The sequence below is a fragment of the Pseudomonas sp. BAV 4579 genome (assembly GCF_009765395.1).
GTDB lineage: Bacteria > Pseudomonadota > Gammaproteobacteria > Pseudomonadales > Pseudomonadaceae > Chryseomonas > Chryseomonas aestiva.
The window spans coordinates 53,637-73,572 of record NZ_WHOV01000025.1; the positions used below are offsets into that span (position 1 = coordinate 53,637).

Consider the following 19,936-nt stretch of genomic DNA (forward strand, 5'->3'; position numbering starts at 1 on the left):
AGGTTATACTGCCCGACTAATACGCCGCAATCTCGTGTTCAACCCGCCGCCCCTGGTGCGGCCCACCACAGGTACCCTCATGTTTCGCAGCTTGCGCCGCCCCGTGCTGTTGGTCCTGATCGCCGCCGCGCTCATCGCGATCGGCTACTGGAACATCCTGCCGCAGCGCTTCGTCGATGCTCCGGCCTCGTCGACCCCGCAAGACAGCGCCATCGACGGCTATGCCCTCAATACCCGGACGATCCAGTATCGCCTGGACGGCAAGATCCAGTACGAACTCAAGGCCGAGCGCAGCGAACACGTCAAGGCGACCGACGTTACCCTGGTGACCCGGCCCGACATGCTGGCCTTTCGCGGCACCGACTTTCCCTGGCACATTCGCAGTGCCCGCGCCGAGGTCGCCCCCGGTGGCAGTCAGGCGGAGCTGATCGATGACGTGCGCGTCGAGCGTACCGATGAAAAAGGCCGCCCGGTGGTGTTGACCACCACCCGCATGACTGTCTTTCCTGACAAACAATATGCGCAAACCGAGCAAGCCGTTAGAATCGAGGCCGCCAATGGGGTGACCACGGCCAATGGCATGAAAGCGTATCTAGAAGACGGCAGAATGCTCCTGCTGTCCAACGTAAGAGGCCAGCATGAGGTTCGTTAAAACCCTCCCCTTCCTGTTCACCCTCGGCGCCACCCTTGGCAGTGCCGCGGCTTGGGCCCTGCCGACCGATCGCACCCAGCCGATCCGCGTGCAGGCCGACAGCGCCGAGCTCGACGACAAGCAGGGCGTGGCCGTGTACCGCGGAGACGTGGTCATCACCCAGGGCAGCATGAAGATCACCGGCAACACGGTGACCTTGACCCAGGACAACCAGGGCAACATCAAGGTCGCCACCGCAGTGGGCAAACCGGCCTACTACGAGCAGAAGCCCTCGGCAGACAAGGACATCGTCAAGGCCTATGGTCTGACGATCCAGTATTTCGCCCAGGAAAATCGCATCATCCTGATCGATCAGGCCAAGGTGGTCCAACAGGGCAACACCTTCGAAGGCGAGAAGATCGTCTACGACACGCAGCGCCAGATCGTCAACGCCGGGCGCGCCAACGGCAGCAAGGTCACCACGCCGCGGCCGCGGATCGACATGGTCATCCAGCCCAAGGATCAGCAGCAGTCGGGGCAGGGACAATGACGGTCACGCTCAAAGCCCAGCATCTGGCCAAGAGCTACAAGGGTCGTCAGGTCGTTCGCGACGTCAGCGTCAGCATCGACAGCGGTCAGATCGTCGGCCTACTCGGTCCGAACGGCGCCGGCAAGACCACCTGCTTCTACATGATCGTCGGCCTGGTCAAGGCCGATCAGGGTCGCGTGCTGATCGACGATCAGGATGTCACCGCCCTGCCCATGCATGGCCGGGCCCGCGCCGGGATCGGCTACCTGCCGCAGGAAGCCTCGATCTTTCGCAAGCTGACCGTGGCCGACAACATCCTCGGCATCCTGGAAACCCGCAAGGATCTGGACAAGGCCGGTCGCCTGCGCGAACTGGAAAGCCTGCTGCAGGAATTCCACATCACCCATATCCGCGACAATCGCGGCATGAGCCTGTCGGGTGGCGAAAGACGTCGCGTCGAGATCGCTCGCGCCCTGGCCACCGCACCCAAGTTCATCCTGCTGGACGAACCCTTCGCCGGCGTGGATCCCATCTCGGTGGGCGACATCAAGCAGATCATTCGCCATCTCAAGGCCAAGGGCATCGGTGTGCTCATCACCGACCACAATGTGCGGGAAACCCTGACCATCTGCGAGACGGCCTATATCGTCAACGACGGCCAACTCATCGCCGAGGGTACCGCCGAGGAAGTCCTCGCCAACGACCTGGTCAAGGAAGTCTATCTGGGCCACGAATTCCGCCTCTAGGCAAACCCGGGGAAACAAGGCATATAATTTGCTAACGCTCGCAGGGTTCGCGAGGTTCGGTGGCGCTGTTCGCGTCGGTAGACAAGGTGTATTTCCGCAGCCATGAAACCATCGCTAGTCCTCAAGATGGGCCAGCAGCTGACGATGACGCCGCAGCTGCAACAAGCCATACGTCTGCTTCAGCTCTCGACGCTCGACTTGCAGCAGGAAATCCAGGAAGCCCTGGAATCCAATCCGATGCTGGAACGCCAGGAAGAGGGTGAAGACTTCGACCAGAGCGAAGCCTCGAGCGAAGGCGATGAGAGCTCGGGCGCGGGCAACCTGGAAACCACCTTCAAGGAAACCTCGGTCGCCGTCAACGAGATGGCCGACGACTCCGAATGGAGCGAGCGTATCCCCAGCGACAGCGAGCTGCCGGTCGATACCGCCTGGGAAGACATCTACCAGACCAGCGCCAGCAGCCTGCCCAGCAATGACGACGACGAGTGGGACTTCACCACTCGCACCTCGGCGGGCGAGAGCCTGCAGACCCAGCTGCTCTGGCAACTCAACCTGGCGCCCATGTCGGATCTCGATCGCCTGATCGCCGTGGCGATCATCGACGGCATCGACACCGATGGCTATCTGCAGGAAAGCCTCGAAGACATCCATGCCTCGCTGGATCCCGAACTGGAAGTCGATCTTGATGAAGTCGAGGTGGTGCTCAGACGCGTCCAGCAATTCGAGCCGGCCGGCGTGGCCGCGCGCAATTTGCGCGAATGCCTGCTGATCCAGCTGGCCCAGCTACCGGCCAACCTCCCCCTGCTCGGCGAGGCCAGGCGCCTGGTGAGCGACTACCTCGATCTGCTCGGCAGCCGCGACTATGCGCAGCTGATGCGGCGCATGAAGATCAAGGAAGACGAGCTCAAGCCCGTCATCGAACTGATCCAGACCCTGCATCCGCGCCCCGGCTCGCAGATCGAATCCGGCGAAGCCGAATACGTGGTGCCGGACGTCATCGTCCGCAAGCACAACGAGCGCTGGCTGGTGGAGCTCAATCAGGAAGCCGTGCCGCGTCTGCGGGTCAATCCCCAGTACGCCGGCTTCGTCAAGCGCGCCGACAGCAGCGCCGACAACACCTACATGCGCAACCAGCTGCAGGAAGCGCGCTGGTTCATCAAGAGCCTGCAGAGCCGCAACGAGACCCTGATGAAGGTGGCGACCCAGATCGTCGAGCACCAGCGCGGTTTTCTCGAATACGGCGAAGAGGCGATGAAGCCGCTGGTCCTGCATGACATCGCCGAGGCGGTGGGCATGCATGAGTCGACCATCTCCCGGGTGACCACCCAGAAGTTCATGCACACCCCGCGTGGCATCTACGAACTCAAGTATTTCTTCTCCAGCCACGTCAGCACCGCCGAGGGGGGCGAATGCTCCTCCACCGCGATCCGCGCGATCATCAAGAAATTGGTGGCGGCGGAAAACGCGAAAAAGCCGTTGAGTGACAGCAAGATCGCTGGTTTACTGGAATCGCAAGGTATACAAGTCGCTCGTCGCACGGTGGCTAAGTATCGGGAATCCCTGGGTATCGCTCCGTCCAGCGAACGCAAGCGTCTCATCTGACGCGTCCTGATGTGTGACCGTGCTTCGTTCGATCCTTGTCATGTCGGCGAGCAGCTTCGCCGATCGCAGCCCGGCAATAAGGAGAAGCGGTATGCAAGTCAACATCAGTGGCCATCAGCTTGAAGTGACAGAAGCCCTGCGTGACTACATCGGCGAGAAACTCGCCCGCCTCGAACGGCACTTCGACCGTATCACCAACGTCCAGGTCATCCTGGAAGTGGACAAGCTCAAGCAGAAAGCCGAAGCCACCCTGCACGTCGCCGGAGCCGCGGTGGTTGCCAATGCCGAGCACGACGACATGTATGCCGCCATCGATCTCCTGGCCGACAAGCTCGACCGCCAACTGATTAAACACAAGGAAAAATCGATCGAACGCCAGCAGGGCGTCGGCGTCCGCTGAGGTTTCGATCGCCGCTTTATGATCAGACTCGAAAACATCCTGACCCCCGGCCGCACCCAGACGGGTGCGCCGGGTGGCAGCAAAGCCGCTGTACTGGAACGCATCGCCGAGCTGGCCGCGCAGGAACTGCCCGGCCACGACGCGGCGCACATCCATGAATGCCTGATGGCGCGCGAGCGCCTGGGCTCGACCGGTTTCGGCAATGGCATAGCCATTCCCCACTGCCGCCTGGCGGGTCTCCAGCAACCCCTGTGCGTGCTTTTTCACCTGCAGCAACCGGTGGACTTCGATTCACTGGACGGCGCTCCGGTAGACCTGGTGTTCGTCCTGCTGGTCCCGGAAGCCGCTACCGAGCAGCACCTCACCCTGCTGCGCCAGATCGCCGGCATCCTCGATCGCGCCGACATCCGCGAGCGGCTACGCAAGGCCAGGGATAGCCAGGCGCTCTATCAGATCGTCGTCGAGGCCCAGAGCGGACACTGACATGCACCTCATCATCGTGAGCGGACGTTCCGGATCGGGCAAGAGTACGGCGCTCAACGTGCTTGAGGACAATGGCTTCTATTGCATCGACAACCTGCCGGCCAGTCTGCTGCCTGATCTGGCCCAGCATGCGCTGACCGACATGGAGCGCCCCCAGCCCAAGGTCGCCCTGTCCATCGATGCGCGCAACCTGCCCAGTCAGTTGCAACGCTTTCCCGAATTGCTCGAACAGGTGCGCAGTCGCAACATCCGTTGCGACGTCCTCTACCTGGATGCCGATGACCAGGCACTGCTCAAGCGCTTTTCCGAGACGCGCCGCCGGCATCCGCTGTCGAACCAGGAAAGGTCCCTGGCCGAAGCTATCCATGACGAGCAGGTGCTGCTGTCGCCCATCGCCGACCTGTCCGACCTGAAGATCGACACCACCCACCTGAATCTCTATCAGCTGCGTGACATCCTCAAGTTGCGCCTGCTGAACGCGCCGGAGCCCGGTACCGCCTACCTGGTGGAATCCTTTGGCTTCAAGCGCGGGCTGCCGGTGGACGCGGACATGGTGTTCGATGTGCGCTTCCTGCCCAATCCCTACTGGAAACCGGACCTGCGCGACTTTTCCGGACTGGATGCGCCGGTACGCGACTATCTCGAGCAACAGCCCGAGGTAGAGACCCTGTACAATGACATCCGCGATTACCTGGTGAAGTGGCTGCCGCGTTTTGCCGCCAACAACAGGTCCTATGTGACCGTGGCCATTGGCTGTACCGGTGGTCATCACCGTTCGGTCTATCTGGCCGATCGCCTGGGTCGCGAACTCAAAGACCTGCTCAAGAACGTCCAGATTCGTCACCGCGATCTCTGACGCCCGTTTTGTTTCGACAAGGACAGACTCAATGCCTGCCCAACAGATCACCATCATCAACAAGCTGGGCCTGCACGCCCGTGCGGCTGCCAAGTTCGTCGGCGTGGCCGGCCGCTATCCTGCCAGCATTCGCGTCGGCCGCAGTGGCGAGCCGCCCGTGGATGGCAAGAGCATCATGGCGGTCATGATGCTGGCCGCTGGCAAGGGCACGGTGCTGCAACTGGAAACCGAAGGTGAACAGAGCGACGAGGCCATGCGCGCCCTGGTCGAGCTGATCAACAACTACTTCGACGAAGGTGAGTGAGCGGCCTTCTTCCCGCATCACCCAATAAAAAAGCCGCCCGAAGGCGGCTTTTTTTATTGGGCGTCGACTCAGGCGTTCAGCGCCGCCTCGTAGCGACGGGTCACTTCCGGCCAGTTGATGACATTGAAGAAGGCGCCGATGTACTCGGGACGGCGGTTCTGGTAGCGCAGGTAGTAGGCGTGCTCCCAGACGTCCAGGCCGAGGATCGGGGTGTTGCCGGTCATCAGCGGGCTGTCCTGGTTACCGGTGCTCTCGACCACCAGCTTCTTCTCGGGGGTGACGCTCAGCCAGGCCCAGCCACTGCCGAAGCGGGTCAGGGCAGCCTTGGTGAAGGCTTCCTTGAAGGCATCGAAGCCGCCCAGCTGGGACTCGATGGCTTCGGCCAGGGCGCCTTCGGGCTTGCCACCGGCGTTAGGGGCCATCACGGTCCAGAACAGGCTGTGGTTGGCATGGCCGCCACCGTTGTTCTGCACGGCGCCGCGCTTGTCCTGGGGCAGCTTGTCCAGCTGGCGAACCACATCTTCGGCCGACAGGTTGGCGAACTCGGTGCCTTCCAGCGCCGCGTTCAGGTTGTTGATGTAGGTCTGGTGATGCTTGGTATGGTGGATTTCCATGGTCTGGGCATCGACGTGCGGTTCCAGCGCGTCGTAGGCGTAGGGCAGCTGAGGCAGAGTATGCGGCATGCGGATTGTCTCCATGGTGGCTTTGATATGGACCCATTGCCTTGGGCGATGGGGTGTACGGCTGGTGCGCCACGGCGCACCGTCTGAAGCCGGGGCCGTCCGGTCAGCAGATTCGACCGCACGGCTATGTCCTAGTGCATTGCTAGGATACTAACGAGTAACGGGGTGGGCTGTCTCCCGTTCGACAGGATTTTCCTTTCCACGACGTCTGCGGTGAGCTGCACTAGCTGCCCGCCAGGGTCATGCCATCGATCAACACCGAGCCGGTGCGCAGACTGCCGCGGCGTTCCACGTCGCTGCCCACCGCCAGGATCTGGCGGAACATGTCGCCCAGCCGCCCAGCGATGGTGACCTCCTGGACCGGAAACTGGATCTCGCCATTCTCGATCCAGAAGCCGCCAGCGCCACGGGAATAGTCGCCGGTGACCAGGTTGGTGCCCTGCCCCATCATTTCCGTGACCAGGAAGCCGGTACCCATCTGCCGGATCAGTTCGGCCTGGTCCGCCGTGCCATGGCTGACATGGAGGTTGTGCACGCCGCCGGCATTGGCCGTGCTCTGCATGCCCAGCTTGCGCGCGGAGTAGCTGCCGAGCACATAGGACACCAGCCGGCCATTCTCGACGAAGGGCTTGGCGTAGGTGGCCAGGCCCTCGCCGTCGAAGGCGGCACTGCCCAGGGCGCGCAGCAGGTGCGGCCGCTCGTCCAGAGTCAACCAGTCGGGAAACACCTGCTGGCCCAGGGCGCCTTCGAGGAAGGACGACTTGCGATAGAGGTTGCCGCCGGAGATGGCGGCGAGAAAGGTGCCGAACAGACCGGCCGCCATTTCCGGGGAAAACAGCACCGGGACCTTGGCGGTGGGCACCGGCCGCGCGCCCAGGCGGCTCACGGCGCGCTCGGCGGCGCGGCGGCCGATTTCCTTGGCACTCATCAACTCGCTGCCGATCCGGTTGACGTCGTAGTAGTAGTCACGCTGCATGGCCTCGCCACTGCCGGCGATCATCACGCAGCTCAGGCTGTGGCGGGTGCTGGCATAGCCGCCAACGAAGCCGTGGCTGTTGCCGTACACCCGACAGCCCTGGTGGGTATTGAGGGTGGTGCCGTCGGCGTTGCCGATACGACTGTCGGCGGCATAGGCCGCCGCCTCACAGGCCAGGGCCTGCTCGATGGCCTGCTCGGGGGTGATGTCCCAGGGATGATAGAGATCGAGATCGGGCAACTCGCCGCGCGCCATCAGCTCGGCGTCGGCCAGGCCCGCGCAGGGATCCTCGGAGGTGTGCTTGGCAATGGCCAGGGCCGCCGCGACCGTTTCGCGGATCGCCTCGGGACCGGTGGCGGAGGTACTGGCCGAGCCCTTGCGCTGACCGGCATAGAGGGTGATGCCGAAGCCCTGGTCGCGATTGAATTCGACCGTTTCCACCTCGCCCTTGCGGACCGAGGTGGACAGGCCCTGGTCGACCGAGACGGCCACTTCACCGGCACTGGCGCCCTGGCGCCGGGCCTCGGCCAGGATGGCCTCGACCTGTTCGCGCAATTCGGGGAGCGCAGCGGGACCCACGGCGGCGTTGCGATTCATGACGTTCTCCTTACGGACGGCGCCGGCCAGGCCGGACAACCGTGCGGCAACTCGTTATGATGGCGCCCATTCTTAGCTGGACCCCATAGTTCATGGTTGATTCTTACGACGACGACGCGCCGCTGGGCGAAAAGAGCAAGACACAGGTCAAGCGCGAGCTGCATGCGCTGCAGGATCTGGGCGAACGCCTGGCCGGTCTGCCGGCCGAGCAGCTGGACCGCCTGCCGCTGACCGATCCGCTGCGCAAGGCCCTGGCCGAGGCGCCCAAGCACAAGACGCACATCGCGCGCAAAAGGCATGTCCAGTACCTGGGCAAGCTGATGCGCGACCAGGATCTGGAAGCCATCCTGGCGCTGGCTGACCAGATGGACACCTCGACGCGGCAGTACAACGAGCGCTTCCACGCCCTGGAGCGCTGGCGCGACCGGCTGATCGCCGAGGGCGACCAGGCCCTGGAAGCCTTCGTGGCGCTCTATCCGGAAACCGACCGCCAGCATCTGCGCGGCCTGGTGCGGCATGCCCAACACGAGGCCGCGCACAACAAGCCGCCGGCGGCGGCGCGCAAGGTGTTCAAGTACATCCGCACCCTCGACGAGAGCCAGCGCGGTCTGCGCTAGGTCTCTGTCCGCGATGGCCACGGCCGGCGCCCGCATCAGGCGCCGGTGCCGCCCACGGTGATGGCATCGATCTTCAGGGTCGGCTGACCCACACCCACCGGCAGTGACTGGCCGTCCTTGCCGCAGGTCCCTACCCCCGCATCCAGCGCCAGGTCGTTGCCGACCATGGACACCCGGTTCATGACCTCGGGGCCGTTGCCGATCAGGGTGGCGCCCTTCACCGGGCGACCGAGCTTGCCGTTCTCGATCAGATAGGCCTCGTTGGTGGTGAAGACGAACTTGCCGCTGGTGATGTCCACCTGACCGCCACCCAGGCTGGCGCAATAGATGCCCTTCTCCACCGAGGCGATGATCTCGGCCGGATCGCTCTGGCCGGCCAGCATGTAGGTGTTGGTCATGCGCGGCATGGGCAGGTGCGCATAGGATTCGCGGCGACCGTTGCCGGTGGGCGCCACGCCCATCAGCCGGGCGTTGAGCTTGTCCTGCATGTAGCCCTTGAGGATGCCGTTCTCGATCAGCACGTTGTAGCCGCTGGGCGTGCCCTCGTCGTCGATGGACAGGGAGCCGCGACGATCCGGCAGGGTACCGTCGTCAACGATGGTGCACAGCGAGGACGCCACCTGGCGACCGAGCTGACCGCTGTAGTTGGAGCTGCCCTTGCGGTTGAAGTCGCCTTCCAGGCCATGGCCGACCGCCTCGTGCAGCAGCACGCCGGACCAGCCGGCGCCCAGCACCACCGGCAGGGTGCCCGCCGGGGCCGCGGTGGCTTCGAGATTGACCAGCGCCTGACGCACCGCTTCGCGGGCATAGCCCAGGGCGCGGTCGTCACGCTGGAAATAGCGGTAGTCGCAGCGACCGCCGCCGCCGCTGTTGCCGCGCTCGCGGCGGCCGTTCTGCTCGACGATGACACTGACGCCCAGGCGGACCAGCGGGCGTACGTCGGCCGCCAGGGTGCCGTCGACCGCGGCCACCAGGGTGCGCTCCCAAACCCCGGCCAGGCTGATGGTGACCTGCTGGATACGCGGATCCAGGGCGCGGGTCGCCTCGTCCAGCTGCTTCAGGAAGGTGACCTTAGTGGCGCGATCCAGCACTTCGAGGGGGTTGTCCTGGCCATAGAGCCGCTGCGCTGGCTCTACCGCACGAAACGCCTGGACCTGGCCTTCGGCGCCGCTGCGGGAGATGGAACGCGCGGCCTGGGCGGCCAGATCCAGGGCCTCGCCGGTAATGGCGTTGCTGTAGGCGAAACCGGTCTTCTCGCCGGACAGCGCCCGCACCCCGACGCCCTGGTCGAGGTGGAAGCCGCCTTCCTTGACGATGCCGTCTTCCAGCAGCCAGGACTCGGAGACGATGCTCTGGAAATACAGGTCGGCGGCGTCGATGCCGGGCCCGGCCAGACGCTGCAGCACGGGTTGCAGATCGTCCACCGCGAGTCCGCCGGGGCCCAGCAGGGCCGAGCCGACGCTATTTAGGTAATCACTCATGGAAACTCCAGACGACGCCCCCGGGGGCGTCGGAACGATGAAAGGGTCGCGAGGTGACCTCTAGCCTACTCGCGGAAGTGACTGATCCCTGATGCAAAAGACCAATGGCCGTCATTGCCGTTCGGCCAGGCGCGCCGGCAGGAAGCGGCGGTGCTGGGTGACGGGCATTCGCTGGCGCAATTGGGCCTGGCGCTCGGCATCGCGCTCGATGAGCAGCACGGCCTCGCCGCTGGCCTGGACGGCGAGCACCTCGCCCCAGGGATCCACGGCCATGGCGTGGCCCCAAGTCGTGCGGCCATTGGCGTGGACACCGCCCTGGGCGGCGCCCAGCAGGTAGCTCTGGGTCTCCACCGCCCGGGCGCGCAGCAGCAGCTCCCAATGGGCCTGGCCGGTGGGCGCGGTAAAGGCCGAGGGGGCGCTGATCAGCTCCGCACCGGCAGCGCGCAGGGCGCTATAGAGTTCGGGAAAGCGGAGGTCGTAGCAGACGCTCAGGCCCAGGCGGCCGACCGGGGTGTCCACCACCGTGAGGGTCTCACCGGCGGCATAGTGGTCGGATTCGCGATAGCTGCCCTGGCTGTCGCTGACGTCGGCATCGAAGAGGTGCAGCTTGTCGTAACGGGCGACGCGGCGACCTTGGTCGTCGAACAGCAGCGAACAGGCACAGGGCTTGCCCTCGGTGGCACCGTCGGGCAGCAGCGGCAGGGTACCGGCGAGCAACCAGAGCCCCAGTTCGCGCGCCCGACTGGAGAGCCAGAGCAGGATCTCGCCCTGGCCCAGCGCCTCGGCCCGCGCCAGTTCGGCGGGGGCCGGATGGCCAATGGCAACGAAGTTTTCCGGCAGCACCGCCAGGCGCGCGCCCGCTCCGGCAGCGCGTTCGAGCAGTCGCTCGGCGGCGCGCAGATTGGCCGCCACCGCGGGGCCGCTGACCATCTGCAGGATGGCTATGGACATGCAGGCACTCCAGGAGGGAGCGTCCATCCTAAGCAGCGGTGCGGCCGCAGGGCAATGCTCAATCGCGCTTGCCCGTGGTCATGGTCGGATTCTGCCAGGGGCCTTCGATGTGGTAGTTGATGCTGGCCATGCGCGTGATGCGATCGCCGATCAGTCGATCGACGATGAACAGCGCGCCACCGATGGCCGGTGCCCCGGCGATCAGCGCGGCCAGCGGCAGGGAGTTGCTGAGCGGCAGCCCGACCTTGAGATTGGCATCGACCCGGTTGCTGGCCATGTCCAGCAGGCCCTGCAGACTCATCTCGGCACCCGGCCCGCTGAGGCTGATGGGCTTGCGGGTGCGGAAGGCACCCTGCTGGGCGTCGAGCACCCCGGTGATGCTGTCATAGCTCAGGCCCTTGCCGAACAGATCGGAGAAATCCAGCCGCAGGCGGCGGCGGATGGATTCGAAATTGAGCAGACCGAAGATGCGCAGCGCCGAGGCCGTGCCTTCCACCTGGCGCAACTGGCCGTCATTGAAGCGGGCATCGAGGCTGCCGTTGAGGCGGGCCAGGGCGACATAGGCGGGCGAGCCGGGCCAGTCGACCCGGGCATCCAGGCGGAAATCGCGACTGGTGACGCTGGAAGCGAAATTCCAGCCCAGCAGGATATCGGCGATATTGCCGCCGGCGAGGCGGCCCTGGTAGTAGCTGTGGGTTGCACCTGGCGCGCCTTCCCAGCGCAGCGCGCCCTGCACCTTTAGGCCCCGCAGGTCGAGATCCAGGGCGTTGAAGTTGGCGCCTGAGGGCGAAGGTCTGAGCTGCAGGCGCTGGGCACCCACCAGACGGCCGCCCAGCTCCAGGCGATCGATGACCAGATTCAGCGCCGGCAGGCTGTGCGGATCGACGTCGGCCAGCGGATCGGGGCGCGGCGCCTCGCTTTCCACCGAGGGGTCCGCAGGCGTCTGGGGGATGCGCAGGTGCTGCAGGTTGATGTCGATCGGCTGGCCGGTCTGACGCGGGATGCGTACCTGGCCGGCGATGGTCTGGCTGGCCAGGCCAAGCTGCCAGGCACTGCCCTGGGGTTCATAGGTGAGGCGCAGGTTGTCGATCTGTTGCCCGAAGGCCAGGAAGCGCCCGAAGTTGAGATCGCCCCGCCCGAGGCTGGAGACGTCCAGGGTGTTGCCACCGCCCTGCCCTGCACTGCCGCCGCTCCCCGCCTTGCCATAGCGCTGGTAGATGTCCTGCCAGGCGGCCAGGTCGAATTCCGCCAGTTGCCCACGCAGGTCGTAGCCGGCGGCGGCGGGCAGATTGGCGGTGCCGCCGCCCAGCACGATCTCGCCGCGGCCCTTGGCGATGGCCTTGGGATCGAGCAGCAGCACGGCATCGGCGAGGCCCTTGTAGGTCGCCTCCACCCGCCGCTCGCCCTCGTTGAGCGCCAAGCTGAAGAAGCCGTCACGCGCCTCGTCGGCGTTCTTGCCGAAGGGCGCCGGCAGATCGATGGTCACCCCGCGCAGATCCGAGGTGACCGCCAGTTCGCTGTGCTCGGCCAGGGTCAGGCCGAGGCGATAGCCGAGCAGGCCACGTGCCGGGATGGGTCGTCCTTCGCTGCCCAGCCAGCGCGCCAGCTGGTCGACGTCGACCCGGCCGTCCACCACCAGCCGGGTGCGCGGATCGTCGGGTTTGCCCTCGGCCAGGGCCTGCCCGCGAATGAGCTGATCGAAGACCCGCGCCTGGATGTCGGGGGCACTGAGGCCGCTGCGGGTGTCGTAGCGAAAACTGCCGCGCAGCTCGGTGAGGGTCAGCGGGGGATCGGCCAGTTCCAGGCGCGCCCTGTCCGGCGTCAGCTCGACCACCACCACCGGTGGCTGCCCCTTGGCCAGGGGGATGTCCAGGTTCAAGCCGCTGTTGGCGAGCGCGCCCTCGCCCTTCCAGCCGGCAAAGACCTTGGCGGTCGGCAGCGGCGTTTCCTGGAGGATCTTCAGTCCATCGCGCACGCTGCTGTCGAGTCGCGCGCTGAGCCGCAGGTGCGGCGCGCTGCCATCGTGCAACAGCGGGATGCGCGCCTCGACCTCCCTCACCCGGGTGTCGAGAATACGTCCTTCGGGGACCTGCACCTTGACCCCGTCGCTTTCGATGAAGACATCGCCCCTGGCCTCGCGCAGGGCGGGCCAGCCGGGCTGATAGGCCAACTGGGCGTCGTGCACCCGGAAGAACAGACTCATGGTGCGCGAATGCGCCGGCGAGCCATGGCGCAGCGATCCCTGGTACTGGTAGATACCCTCGTCGATGCGCCCGCCGACAATGGCGGTGCTCAGCCACTGGGCCAGCTCCGGGCTGAAATCCGTGGCCGGCAGTTTGGTCGGCAGGTACTTGCGGGTGTAGCTGGCGTCGCCATCCTTGAGGCCGACGCGCAGGTCCATGTAGCTGTCCACCTCGGGATGCAGGCCGAGCTGGATATGCATGTCGCCACTGGCGGCGCCTTCCGGCCCGGTGACCTGCATCAGGGCACTGCCCAGGGTGAAGCGCTGGTCGTCGAGGCTCCAGGTCAGCCGCGCCCTGGCGGTGCGATAGCGCCAGGGTTCGGGAAAGAGGTCGCTCAGGTGCAGCATGAAGTCGGTGGTATCCAGGCGCAATTCGCCACCGCCCAGGCTGCCGCTCAGGCTACCGGTGACGCCCTCGGCGGCGGGAGCGCCGTGATAGGCGGCAAAGCCCACCCGTTCCAGATTGGCCGCATAGGAAAGGCGCTCGTGCAGCGGCTTCTGCGGATAGAAGTCGGCATTGAGATTGCGCAGCTGGCCATGGGGCGCCAGGGCCTGGAGTGCCTGGGCGACCGCTGCCGGCAGGGGCGCCAGATCCCGCGCCAGCCTGGCGGCCTGCCTGAGATCCAGCTGGTCGCCGCGCACCTGCAGGTGCTGGGCGTTGCTGTCATAGCCCAGGCCATAGCGGGCCTCCAGCGGCTGGCCGTCGAGCTGGGCCTTGAGCGCCAGGGCCCCGTGGTACTGGCTGGCGTCGCCAGCCTGCTGGTCGGCGTCCAGGGTCAGGGCCTGGAGGCGCACCGGCGGATGGTCGGCATAGGCGAGCGTCAGTTCATCCGCCTTCAGCCGCAGGTGGGAACGCTCCAGTCGACCTCCGGTCCAGGCGAACCAGAACTCGCCTTCCGCCTGGGCACGCCGCAGTTGCCACTGCCGGGTCAGGGCCGCCGGCACCCAGCGGGACCAGTCGCTGGCGGGCAGGCTGAGATAGCCTTCGACGGTGCTGGCACGCCAGTCCTCGGGACGCGGCATGGCGGTGAAGTGCGCCGCGACCGTACCGCCATCAGGCAGCCGGAAACGGGTCGCCAGTTCCAGGGCGCCACTGAGCTGCCGGGACAGACTGGCCTCGGCATACCTCAGGGTCACCGGCGAACCCTGCTGGGGAATCAGGCTGAGCTGGCTATCCAGCAGACTGGCATGGCCCAGACGCGCCAGGCCATCGAGCAGCGGACCCGGATCGAAGGGCTTGGCATCCGGCGCCCGCGGCGGCAGGCCGCGCAATTGCCAGTGCCCCTGGGCGTCTTCCTGCAGGACCAGATGGACGCCATCAACCTGCACGGACTTGAGTCGCAGCTGGCGATGCCAGAGGCTGCCGAAGACATCCGGCACCACCTGGAGGTGATCCAGCTGCACCATGCCCTCGCCGCGCCCCAGGCTCAGGTCGCGCAGGATCAGCACCGGATTCCAGCGGGCCCAGCGTCCTTCGAGCCGGCCCAGGCGCACCGGCTCGCCGAGTGCCGCCGCAGCGCGTGACTCGACTTCGTTGCGGTATTCGCCGACCCAGGGCATGAGCAACCGCCCCAGGCCGAGGTAGAGCGTCAACAGGACGAGCAGCAGCAGCGCCAGACCCAGCGCGCCGCGTTTGAGCAGGGACATCAAGACCCGGACCTAGAGCAGCACGACATCGTACTGCTCCTGGGAATACATGGTCTCGACCTGGAATTTGACGGTGCGGCCGATGAAGGCCTCGAGATCGGCGACGTTGCCCGATTCCTCGTCCAGCAGCCGATCCACCACCTTCTGGTTGGCCAGCACCAGGTAGGAATTGGCCTGGTAGGCCCGCGCCTCGCGCAGGATCTCGCGGAAGATCTCGTAGCAGATGGTCTCGGCGGTGCGCAGGATGCCGCGTCCCTGGCAGTTGGCGCAGGGCTCGCAGAGCACCTGGGACAGGCTTTCGCGGGTGCGCTTGCGGGTCATCTGCAAGAGGCCCAGTTCGGTGATGCCGATGATGTTGGTCTTGGCATGGTCGCGTTCGAGCTGCTTTTCCAGGGTACGGATCACCTGGCGCTGGTGCTCTTCGTCTTCCATGTCGATGAAGTCGATGATGATGATGCCGCCGATATTGCGCAGCCGCAGCTGGCGGGCGATGGCGGTGGCCGCCTCCAGATTGGTCTTGAAGATGGTCTCTTCCAGATTGCGATGGCCGACGAAGGCGCCGGTGTTGACGTCGGTGGTGGTCATGGCCTCGGTGGGGTCGATCACCAGATAGCCACCGGACTTGAGCAGTACCTTGCGCTCCAGGGCCTTCTGGATCTCGTCTTCCACGCCATAGAGGTCGAAGATCGGCCGCTCGCCCGGATAGTGCTCCAGCCGCGTCGCCACCTCGGGCATCAGCTCCTCGACGAACTGGCCGATACGCTGGAAATTCTCGCGACTGTCGACGCGGATCTTTTCCGTGCGCGGCCCGACCAGATCGCGCAGGGCGCGCAGGGCCAGGGTCAGGTCTTCGTAGATGGGCACCGGCACCGGTCCCTGGAGGTTGCCGGAGATCTGCTGCCAGAGCCGCCGCAGGTAGCGAATGTCGGCGAGGATGTCTTCTTCGCGCGCCGCCTCGGCGGCGGTGCGCAGGATGAAGCCGCCCTCGTGCTCGATGCCCTCGCTCTCCACGCAGCGCGCCATGATCGCCTTGAGCCGCTCGCGCTCGGCTTCGTCCTCGATCTTCAGCGAGATGCCGACGTGAGAGGTGCGCGGCATGTAGACCAGGTAGCGCGAGGGGATCGACAGGTGGGTGGTGAGGCGGGCGCCCTTGGTGCCTATGGGATCCTTGGTGACCTGCACCACCAGCGTCTGACCCTCGCGTACCAGGGCGTTGATGCTTTCCACCGCCGCACCTTCGCGCTGGGAGATCTCGGCGGCATGGATGAAGGCCGCCCGCGCCAGGCCGATGTCGATGAAGGCCGCCTGCATGCCCGGCAGCACCCGCACCACCCGCCCGCGATAGATGTTGCCGACGATGCCGCGTCTCAGGGTGCGCTCGACGTGCACTTCCTGCAGTACACCGTTTTCGACGACGGCGACCCGGGACTCCATGGGAGTGATGTTGATGAGGATCTCTTCGCTCATGGAGGACTCTTGGACAACGTGGAAGGGCAGAAAGGGGACCGTGGCGCCAGGCGCCTCAGCACGGGATATTCGGCCGTCAGACAGACCGCCAACAAGGGATGGCGAAAGCGCTCAGCAGTTCCGCGGTCTCGCACAGCGGCAGCCCTACCACGGCGCTTTAACTACCCGTCAGGCCGCGCACGAAGACCGCGCCGGCGCCCTGGATGGCGTAGCTGCCGGCCTTGTCGGCCGGCTCGCCGGTGTCCCAATAGCGTTCGGCCTCGCCGGGCGCCAGGGGGCGGAATTCCACCTCGGCGGACACCACGCGACTCAGGCAGCGCTCGCCATCGGCGACGGCGACGCCGGTCACCACCCGGTGCCGGCGTCCGCCGAGGGCGGCGAGCATGGCCAGGGCGTCGGCACGATCCCGGGGTTTGCCGAGCAGTTGGTCATCGAGCACCACGCAGGTATCGGCGCCCAGCACGCAGCCGGCGGAGGCACCGGCCAGCACCTGTCGGCCCATGGCTGCCTTGGCCCGCGCCAGGCGTTCGACATAGGCGTCCGCCGCCTCCCCCGGATGTGGGGTTTCGTCCACCGTTGCGACGACCTTCTGGAAGGCCACGCCGATCTGTTCGAGCAGTTCGGCGCGGCGGGGCGAAGCGGAAGCGAGGTAGAGCTGGGACATCGACAACAACCAGACGGCGGGGGATGACGGGAGAATGCCAGCCTGTTGCGGGTGAAACCAGCCTAGTTGACGCCGAATCTGAGGCGCAGCCCGCGGAGCAGCAGATAGATCCACGGCCAGAGCAGCGCGCTGACCAGCGAGGGGGTGAGAAACACCAGGGTCGGTGGCCGGCTGCCGGCCAGGGCATTGAGCCACAGCGCCAGCAACTGGGCGATGCCGTAGACCACCAGCAGCACGAAGCTCTGCTGCCAGATGGGAAAGGCCCGCAGTCGCTGCGCCAGGGAGCGCACCAGAAAGACCACCAGGCTCAGCACCAGGGCGGTCTGGCCCAGCAGGTTGCCGTAGAGGACGTCTTCGGCGATGCCCATCGTCCAGGCGGTGAACAGGCCGACGCGGTGCGGCAGGATCAGGGTCCAGAAGGTCAGCAGCATCGCCAGCCATAGCGGTCGGCCGATCTCCATGAACTCGGGCATGGGCACGACGGACAGCAGCAACCCGACCAACAGGGTGAGCCAGATCACCCACCCGTTGTGGCCGATACGCAGCGCCATCAACGATCACCCTCGTCGGGCAGTTCCGGCGCGGGTTGCTGGACCCGGCGCTGCGGTTGGGTGGCGTTAGCGGCCGGATGGCTCGGCGTGGCGGTCGCGCCCTGCACCGGTGGCTTGGCCGGCGCCGCCGGATGCGCCGCGTTGCCACTCGCGTTCGCGGGCGGCTTGGTCGGCGTGGCGGAATGGACCGGGCTGCTGCCCTGGCCCGCGGGCGGCTTGGCCGGCGTCGCGCTGCGACTGCCGGTGCCGGCGGCGGGCGCCGGCGTGACATTGGCGGCCGCCGGCTGCGCAGCCGAGGCGCCGGCTGGCGGCGGATTCGCTGGCGCGGCCGGGCGCTGGGCCGCATGGCGATCGGCGGCTTCCTGGGCCTCGGCGGCGTCGTTGGCGCGCTGCTCCGGCGTGCGGGTATCGCTGAACACCAGCAGCATGTAGCGACTGCGATTGAGCTTGGCGGTGGGAATGGCGCGCACCACGGCGAAGGGTTGCCCCGAGTCGTGGATGACCTTGGAGACGGTGGCCACCGGATAGCCCGCCGGGAAGCGCTGGCCCAGGCCGGAACTCACCAGCAGGTCGCCTTCCTTGATGTCGGCGGTGTCGGCCACATAGCGCAGTTCCAGCCGCTCGGGATTGCCGGTGCCGACGGCGATGGCGCGCAGGCCGTTGCGATTGACCTGCACCGGAATGCTGTGGGTCACGTCGGTGAGCAGCAGCACCCGCGCCGAATAGGGCATCACCTCCACCACCTGGCCCATCAGGCCGCTGGCGTCGAGCACCGGCTGGCCGACGAAGACGCCGTCCTTCGCGCCCTTGTCGATGATGATGCGGTGGGTATAGGGATTGGGATCGACGCCGATCAGTTCGCCGACCAGCACCTTGTCGTCCACCAGGGCGGCGGAATTGAGCAGCTCGCGCAGGCGCACGTTCTGCTCGGTGAGGGCGGCGAGTTTCTGCAGGCGGCGCTGCAGCAGCAGTTGCTCGGCCTTGAGCCGTTCGTTTTCCGCCATCAGTTCGGTGCGGCTGGAAAACTGGTCGCTGACGCCTTCCCAGGCGCGCAGGGGAAAACCCGCCACCTCATAGAGGGGCGAGAGGACCAGCGCCAGTTCGCTGCGTACCGGTTTCAGGTAGTCGAAGCGCGCGTCGGTGACCATGACACCCACCGAAAGGGCGGCCAGGATCAGCAGACGAATGCCCAGCGCCGGGCTTTTGCTGAAAATCGGCTTGATGGTGAGTTCCTCGCAGAACGCGCCCGGCGCTCCGGCCGCCAGGGGCAGCCGGAGCGGGGCCTGTAGCCTGGAACTGCCTTATTCGGTGGACAGCAGGTCCATGGCGTGGCGATCCATCATGTCCAGCGCCTTGCCGCCGCCACGGGCCACGCAGGTCAGCGGGTCTTCGGCGACGATCACTGGCAGCCCGGTTTCCAGCGACAGCAGCTTGTCCAGGTCGCGTAGCAGGGCGCCACCACCGGTCAGCACCAGGCCACGCTCGGCGATGTCGGAGGCCAGTTCCGGCGGCGACTGCTCCAGGCAGCTCTTGACCGCCTGGACGATGGTCGCCAGGGATTCCTGCATGGCTTCGAGCACCTCGGTGGAATTGAGGGTGAAGCTGCGCGGTACGCCTTCGGCCAGGTTGCGGCCACGGACGTCGATCTCGCGGACCTCGCCGCCCGGGTAGGCGGTACCGATTTCCTGCTTGATGCGCTCGGCGGTGGATTCGCCGATCAGGCTGCCGTAGTTGCGACGCACGTAGGTGACGATGGCTTCGTCGAAGCGATCGCCGCCGACGCGGACGGATTCGGCATAGACCACGCCGTTCAGCGAGATCAGGGCGATCTCGGTGGTGCCGCCGCCGATGTCGACGACCATGGAGCCATGGGCTTCCTCGACCGGCAGACCGGCACCGATGGCCGCGGCCATCGGCTCCTCGATCAGGAACACCTCACGGGCACCCGCGCCCAGCGCGGATTCGCGAATGGCGCGGCGCTCGACCTGGGTCGACTTGCAGGGCACGCAGATCAGCACCCGCGGACTGGGCTGCAGGAAGCTGTTCTCGTGCACCTTGTTGATGAAGTACTGCAACATCTTTTCGCAGACGCTGAAGTCGGCGATGACGCCGTCCTTCATCGGGCGGATGGCGGCAATGTTGCCCGGCGTCCGACCGAGCATGCGCTTGGCGTCGGTACCGACGGCGACGACGCTCTTCTGGTTGCCATGGGTACGGATGGCGACGACCGACGGCTCGTTGAGCACGATGCCACGCTCGCGGACATAAATCAGGGTGTTGGCGGTTCCCAGGTCGATCGACAGATCGCTGGAGAACATGCCACGCAATTTCTTGAACATGAGGTGACCCTAGGCGGTGACAAGCAGGCACGCGACAGGACAAACGTGCGGGTAAAAAAGTGCGGCAGACTCTAACAATCGCAGGGATTTAGGGCAAGGCGCCGATATGCTAGATTGAGAGCTTTTCCGGGCCGTTAAGCCCCTGTTCAACGCGGCGCCCGACCCGCCCA

General features: G+C 66.0%; 18 protein-coding genes and 1 pseudogene. 9 read left to right on the forward strand and 10 right to left on the reverse strand.

Translation table 11 applies throughout. The features are described from left to right. Positions 1-79: 79 nt before the first annotated feature. The 8 genes from lptC (at position 80) to GSQ95_RS07955 (ending at position 5,551) form a co-directional block, all read left to right on the forward strand. Positions 80-652, forward strand: a complete 573-nt coding sequence (gene lptC / locus GSQ95_RS07920; RefSeq protein ID WP_158892223.1) for an LPS export ABC transporter periplasmic protein LptC — start codon at positions 80-82, stop codon at positions 650-652. After that, a complete protein-coding gene (lptA, locus tag GSQ95_RS07925) occupies positions 639-1,181 on the forward strand; it encodes a lipopolysaccharide transport periplasmic protein LptA (protein ID WP_017640055.1) in 543 nt (180 codons plus the stop codon). Before lptC ends, lptA begins: the two co-directional genes overlap by 14 nt. Continuing rightward, positions 1,178-1,906: an LPS export ABC transporter ATP-binding protein gene (gene lptB / locus GSQ95_RS07930; protein WP_017640054.1), complete on the forward strand. Its 729-nt coding sequence runs from the start codon at positions 1,178-1,180 to the stop codon at positions 1,904-1,906. The genes lptA and lptB overlap by 4 nt, the downstream gene beginning before the upstream one ends. Positions 1,907-2,008: 102 nt before the next feature. Next, positions 2,009-3,508, forward strand: a complete 1,500-nt coding sequence (locus tag GSQ95_RS07935; RefSeq protein ID WP_158892221.1) for an RNA polymerase factor sigma-54 — start codon at positions 2,009-2,011, stop codon at positions 3,506-3,508. 91 nt (positions 3,509-3,599) lie between these two features. Next, positions 3,600-3,908, forward strand: coding sequence for a ribosome hibernation-promoting factor, HPF/YfiA family (gene hpf, locus GSQ95_RS07940; protein WP_007159519.1), 309 nt, complete (start codon positions 3,600-3,602; stop codon positions 3,906-3,908). An 18-nt stretch (positions 3,909-3,926) separates the two neighbouring features. Further along, positions 3,927-4,391: a PTS IIA-like nitrogen regulatory protein PtsN gene (gene ptsN / locus GSQ95_RS07945; protein WP_133859840.1), complete on the forward strand. Its 465-nt coding sequence runs from the start codon at positions 3,927-3,929 to the stop codon at positions 4,389-4,391. Between the two features lies 1 nt (position 4,392). Further along, positions 4,393-5,247, forward strand: coding sequence for an RNase adapter RapZ (rapZ, locus tag GSQ95_RS07950; RefSeq protein ID WP_133859841.1), 855 nt, complete (start codon positions 4,393-4,395; stop codon positions 5,245-5,247). Positions 5,248-5,278: 31 nt separating this feature from the next. Next, the gene (locus GSQ95_RS07955; RefSeq protein WP_133859842.1) at positions 5,279-5,551 is read left to right on the forward strand and encodes an HPr family phosphocarrier protein; all 273 of its coding nucleotides are present in this window, start codon (positions 5,279-5,281) and stop codon (positions 5,549-5,551) included. Positions 5,552-5,619: 68 nt separating this feature from the next. Here the strand turns inward: GSQ95_RS07955 and GSQ95_RS07960 are convergent, their stop codons facing one another. Both GSQ95_RS07960 and pmbA read right to left on the reverse strand, forming a co-directional pair. Further along, positions 5,620-6,234 (reverse strand): superoxide dismutase, encoded by a 615-nt coding sequence (locus GSQ95_RS07960; protein WP_133859843.1) that lies wholly within the window; start codon positions 6,232-6,234, stop codon positions 5,620-5,622. 223 nt (positions 6,235-6,457) lie between these two features. Further along, positions 6,458-7,807, reverse strand: coding sequence for a metalloprotease PmbA (gene pmbA, locus GSQ95_RS07965; protein WP_158892219.1), 1,350 nt, complete (start codon positions 7,805-7,807; stop codon positions 6,458-6,460). A gap of 92 nt (positions 7,808-7,899) precedes the next feature. Between pmbA and yjgA the strand changes: the two genes are divergently transcribed. Next, the gene (gene yjgA, locus GSQ95_RS07970; RefSeq protein ID WP_133859845.1) at positions 7,900-8,424 is read left to right on the forward strand and encodes a ribosome biogenesis factor YjgA; all 525 of its coding nucleotides are present in this window, start codon (positions 7,900-7,902) and stop codon (positions 8,422-8,424) included. A gap of 35 nt (positions 8,425-8,459) precedes the next feature. Here the strand turns inward: yjgA and tldD are convergent, their stop codons facing one another. From tldD to mreB, 8 genes and pseudogenes are all read right to left on the reverse strand, one after another. Next, a complete protein-coding gene (gene tldD / locus GSQ95_RS07975) occupies positions 8,460-9,905 on the reverse strand; it encodes a metalloprotease TldD (protein WP_158892217.1) in 1,446 nt (481 codons plus the stop codon). 111 nt (positions 9,906-10,016) lie between these two features. Further along, positions 10,017-10,856 (reverse strand): carbon-nitrogen hydrolase family protein, encoded by an 840-nt coding sequence (locus GSQ95_RS07980; protein WP_158892215.1) that lies wholly within the window; start codon positions 10,854-10,856, stop codon positions 10,017-10,019. A 58-nt stretch (positions 10,857-10,914) separates the two neighbouring features. Further along, a complete protein-coding gene (locus GSQ95_RS07985; RefSeq protein WP_158892213.1) occupies positions 10,915-14,745 on the reverse strand; it encodes a YhdP family protein in 3,831 nt (1,276 codons plus the stop codon). 12 nt (positions 14,746-14,757) lie between these two features. Then, complete coding sequence (gene rng / locus GSQ95_RS07990; RefSeq protein ID WP_158892211.1) at positions 14,758-16,212, reverse strand: ribonuclease G; 1,455 nt, start codon at positions 16,210-16,212, stop codon at positions 14,758-14,760. A 76-nt stretch (positions 16,213-16,288) separates the two neighbouring features. Continuing rightward, positions 16,289-16,876 (reverse strand): annotated as a pseudogene (locus GSQ95_RS07995) (nucleoside triphosphate pyrophosphatase). A gap of 62 nt (positions 16,877-16,938) precedes the next feature. Next, complete coding sequence (mreD, locus tag GSQ95_RS08000) at positions 16,939-17,427, reverse strand: rod shape-determining protein MreD (RefSeq protein ID WP_158892209.1); 489 nt, start codon at positions 17,425-17,427, stop codon at positions 16,939-16,941. Then, positions 17,427-18,641 (reverse strand): rod shape-determining protein MreC, encoded by a 1,215-nt coding sequence (gene mreC / locus GSQ95_RS08005; RefSeq protein WP_158892305.1) that lies wholly within the window; start codon positions 18,639-18,641, stop codon positions 17,427-17,429. The genes mreD and mreC overlap by 1 nt, the downstream gene beginning before the upstream one ends. An 87-nt stretch (positions 18,642-18,728) precedes the next feature. After that, a complete protein-coding gene (mreB, locus tag GSQ95_RS08010) occupies positions 18,729-19,766 on the reverse strand; it encodes a rod shape-determining protein MreB (RefSeq protein ID WP_133859853.1) in 1,038 nt (345 codons plus the stop codon). Positions 19,767-19,936: the final 170 nt, after the last annotated feature.